At 66.3% G+C, this 3,811-nt stretch carries 6 protein-coding genes; 1 reads left to right on the forward strand and 5 read right to left on the reverse strand.

Annotated elements, in window-relative coordinates:
• Window positions 1-51 precede the first annotated feature (51 nt).
• A complete protein-coding gene (locus tag AB0N06_RS38230; RefSeq protein WP_366139279.1) occupies window positions 52-312 on the forward strand; it encodes an SUKH-3 domain-containing protein in 261 nt (86 codons plus the stop codon).
• A gap of 65 nt (window positions 313-377) precedes the next feature.
• Here the strand turns inward: AB0N06_RS38230 and AB0N06_RS38235 are convergent, their stop codons facing one another.
• The 5 genes from AB0N06_RS38235 to AB0N06_RS38255 all read right to left on the reverse strand — a co-directional run bounded on the left by AB0N06_RS38235 (window position 378) and on the right by AB0N06_RS38255 (window position 3,681).
• Window positions 378-809: a hypothetical protein gene (locus tag AB0N06_RS38235; protein ID WP_366139280.1), complete on the reverse strand. Its 432-nt coding sequence runs from the start codon at window positions 807-809 to the stop codon at window positions 378-380.
• 117 nt (window positions 810-926) lie between these two features.
• Complete coding sequence (locus AB0N06_RS38240; protein WP_366139281.1) at window positions 927-1,868, reverse strand: IS3 family transposase; 942 nt, start codon at window positions 1,866-1,868, stop codon at window positions 927-929.
• Complete coding sequence (locus tag AB0N06_RS38245) at window positions 1,856-2,152, reverse strand: transposase (protein WP_366139282.1); 297 nt, start codon at window positions 2,150-2,152, stop codon at window positions 1,856-1,858. The genes AB0N06_RS38240 and AB0N06_RS38245 overlap by 13 nt, the downstream gene beginning before the upstream one ends.
• 35 nt (window positions 2,153-2,187) lie before the next feature.
• Window positions 2,188-3,093, reverse strand: coding sequence for a site-specific integrase (locus tag AB0N06_RS38250; protein ID WP_366139283.1), 906 nt, complete (start codon window positions 3,091-3,093; stop codon window positions 2,188-2,190).
• A gap of 33 nt (window positions 3,094-3,126) precedes the next feature.
• Entirely contained in the window at window positions 3,127-3,681 is a 555-nt protein-coding gene (locus tag AB0N06_RS38255) for a GGDEF domain-containing protein (protein WP_366139284.1), read from the reverse strand.
• Window positions 3,682-3,811: the final 130 nt, after the last annotated feature.

A 3,811-nucleotide genomic window follows, 5' to 3' on the forward strand; every position in this document is an offset into this window, starting at 1 on the left:
GAGGACGGCTGAGAGGCCGAGGCGCAATGCGGAGCCGCTCGACCTGACGGCTTGTCAACACGTCTTCGCGACACGCCGACCGCACCCCGCCTCGAACTCGCGGTGGGCGAGGAGGATCGATTCGCAGACTGGAGCTCGACGGTTGGGCGGGACATCTTCCCCATCGGTGAGCTCGACGAGGGCCGGTTTTTCCTCGGTATCGACGAGACCGGCGAGATCTACCTGATCGAGACCTGGGTAGCGACGTTCGGCCCGGTCCGGGAAGCGCTGGAGAAGCTCGTCCTGGGCGTATCCCCACGGCGCATCGGTTGAGGTAAGTCAACGTCGCATGTCGCGCAACAGCAGTGTTGCTCTGAACCAGGGTCTTCCAGTGCTTGTCAGGGCATGTGCTGCGGCTGCCGCGGCATGGCTCGGATCTTGGCCGCGTCAGCGTCTCGGCCTGAGAGGGCAGCGTTCTCCAGGGACAGCAGGTTCAAGGTGGTCGCGTAGAGCTGAAGACGCGCTTCCAAGATCCTGCAGTGGGCCTGCAGCTCCTTGTGCTTCTTCTTCAGCTCCTCGAAGGCGTCCGAGGAATGGACGTTCGAAGTCCTCTTCGTCTCCAGCTCGATGGCCTTGGTCTGAAAGAGCTGTCGGAGATCGGCATGCTGGTGAGTCAGATGCCAGCGTTTGACGTTTGCTTCAATAGCCAACTGAGAGACGTTGAGCCGTCCGTTCGACCGCTGAGGGGTGCCGGCGAAGAGCCGGTTCATCGCGCCGATGATTGCCCGACGAGTTGGGTCCTGCTCGTTGTCGAGCGGAATGCTGTTCACGTGCTCGTCACCCCTCGCTCATGGTTGCTGATGATCGACATGAGGCGGTCGAGTTCACGCCGCTCGCGTTCGTGGCGGATGGGTGGTGTCAATCCCCCGGAAACGTAGAGGCCTTCCTTATGCGGCTTGGTCCTTCTGATGGTGGTTCTCGCGTGCTTCGCTGATGGTGCGTTCGAACTCGATGGGCGGCAGGCCGGCGGCCCCGCTGTGTCGGCGGCGCGGGTTGTAGAAGTCCGTGATCCAGGTGGCGATCTTCAGCCGGGCCTCGGTGCGGGTGGCGAAGTGGTGCCGGTGGATGTACTCGACCTTGATCAGCGAGTTGAAGGACTCGGCAGCGGCGTTGTCCAGGGCTGATCCAACTCGTCCCATGGACTGCACCACGCCCAGCCGGTCGCACAGGCTGTTGTACGCCTCGCTCGTGTACTCACTTCCCCTGTCGGAATGGAAGATCACGCCGTCGACCTGGCCGCCGCGGGTCGCGGCTGCCATGTTCAGCGACGCTCCCACCAGGGCCGCGTCGTGGTGCGCGCCCATCGCGTAGCCGAGCAGGCGGCGGGAGAAGAGGTCCAGGACGGTGGCGAGGTAGAGCTTGCCCTCGCCGGTCTCGATCTCGGTCATGTCGCCGACCCACAACACGTCGGGCGCGACGGCATCGAACCGGCGATGCACCAGGTCAGGGGCTGCTCGGCGCTTGCCCTGCCGGGTCAGTGAGCGCCTTCGGCGCGGCGGCCTGCGACCCTGCAGGCCCAGGTCGGCCATGATGTCGGCAACGGTGTTCACCGAGACCTGCCAGCCCTCGGCCCACAGGTCCAGCGTGATCCGCGGCGAGCCGTAGGTGTCGCCGGACGCGCGGAAGAAGTGCGTGATCCTCTCCTCCAGCCGCGCCCTCCTGACCTCGCGCTTGGTGGGCTCGGCCGGGCGGCGGCGCCACTTGTAGAACCACGCCTCTGACACGCCCAGGGCACGGCAGGCGACGGTGTGCGGGATGCCGTACTCGGTCCTCTGGTCGCTGATCACCCCGACGAGTACCGCCGGGTCCCCCTCAGCTACTTCACCCACAGGACCATGCAGCGTTTGAGGACGTCACGCTCCATCTCCAGCTCCTTGATCCGCTTGTTCTTCTCCGCGTCCTGCCGCCGCAGCCGGGCCAGCTCCTCACGCTCGGGCACGGAAAGCGTCCCGTCCCCGCCGGCCTTCTTCGCCCGCGACACCCACGTGCTCAGGGTCGTTTCGTTGATCCCCAGGTCCCTCGCGACCTGCCCGATCGGCCTGCCGGTCTCGGCAACGATCCGCACAGCCCCCTCACGGAACTCCGCGTCGAACTTCCGTCTCTTCTCCGCCATGACTCCCAACTTCCCCTGCAGTCAGGGCCTCTACGCTACGAGGGGAAGGTCACCATCCGCATCCCCTTCACCCGCTCATAGCGGCCCGCAGCGCGGGCTCGCCGCACCGCCGCCGCCCGGGGGCCCTCGATGTAGGAGAGCACCCCCTTCATCGCCGAACGGGGCGTCCAGTACGGATGCCCGTATCCTCCCTTGGCACAGGCGTCCGCGAGCTGGCAGGTGAAGTAGCCGCGCCGGCGGTCATACGCCGGCAGCTCGGGCAGGACAACGCTCGCCCACTCCGAGACGCGAAGACCATTGCCGAAGAGGCCCTCGCAGAACGCCGCGTCCCGCTGTTCGTTCCGGCCCCGCCACCACGCATCGGGACGTCCGGACAGATCCATGCCGCGGACGCCCAGGTCGAGCCACCGCTTGAAGCCGCCGGGATCGAGCCACTTCACGTCCTCTCGGCGTGTTGCCCTGGGTGCGTCGAAGTCTTCGAAGGGGTTGGCAGTTCCGAAGTTCTTGCGTGTCCATCTGTAGAACTTCTGCAGGGCCGCGAGATCTCTCGAGAACGAGTTGCTCTGCACCCGGTCCGAGTTCTCGGGATCGGTCACGCGCCAGAAGAAGAACTCCTCCGCGTCGCTCTCCTGCGCGTCCCACCAGTTCACACCGAGCGCGAGCAGGAAGTTCAACCACACCCCGACCGAGTAGGTGTAGTCCCGCTGCGAGCGCTCTTTGAGGTTGCGCCACTTCGCCGACCCAAGACAGGCGTTCACCCGCAGATCCGGGCGGCCATCCGGGCCGATCAGAAACCGCTGACCGTCCCGAACACCCCGGGCCCTCGCCCAGGAATCCAGGTCCGGAGCGATGCCAGTCACCAGATCAGCGAGCTCGCTGTAAGACCTGCCGAGGCTGAAGCGGTGCACCTGCCAGCACTGAGCATCGCTGTCGGCATCCATCACAAGGACTTCAACGACCCCATGCAACAACAGTCACCGGCGCTGGAAAGCGGCTCGGCCAACAGGCAAAACCCTCTCAGCAACAACAGCCACTGGATACAGAACGGCGTCAGCCGCGCGCATCAGTGTCGGCAGGTCGGTGGTGCCGATCGCGGCCGGGGTGGCGGCACCGAGGGAAACCGTGAGTGGCAGCCGTCCGTTGCCGTAGGGGATGGGGCGGGTCATGAGGCGGGCCAGGTGCTCCAGGCGCAGCTCCTGGTGGCGGGGTTCGATGTGGGCGAGGGCGGCGAACTCGTCGCCTCCGAGGCGGCCTGCGACACCGTGGCGTCCGGCCCATTCGGTCAGTCGGCTGCCGATCGCGGCGAGTGCGGTGTCACCGGCGGCGTGTCCGTGGCGGTCGTTGAGCTGTTTGAAGTGGTCTGCGTCTGCGAGGACCAGGACCACTTCGTCCGGGTGACGCTCGAGGAGTCGCTGAGCGCGGTCGGTGAACTCCTCGCGGCGCCATGTGCTGGTGAGCGGGTCGCGCCGGGCCTGGACGAGGCGGCGGCGCAGGACGGTGGTGTGCAGCGTCCATCCGGCCAGCGGCACGGCGACAGCGGTGATGTGGAGCGTCTTCCTCGTTAAGAGCCTGTCGGGTGGCTGATCATGCGTGATGCGTGACGGTCGTGATCTGCCTTCCGGGCATGGCGACGGCCCCGGAATGATCACGTGGTGTGTG

Source organism: Streptomyces sp. NPDC051020 (assembly GCF_040683105.1).
In the GTDB taxonomy this organism is placed as follows: Bacteria; Actinomycetota; Actinomycetes; order Streptomycetales; family Streptomycetaceae; genus Streptomyces.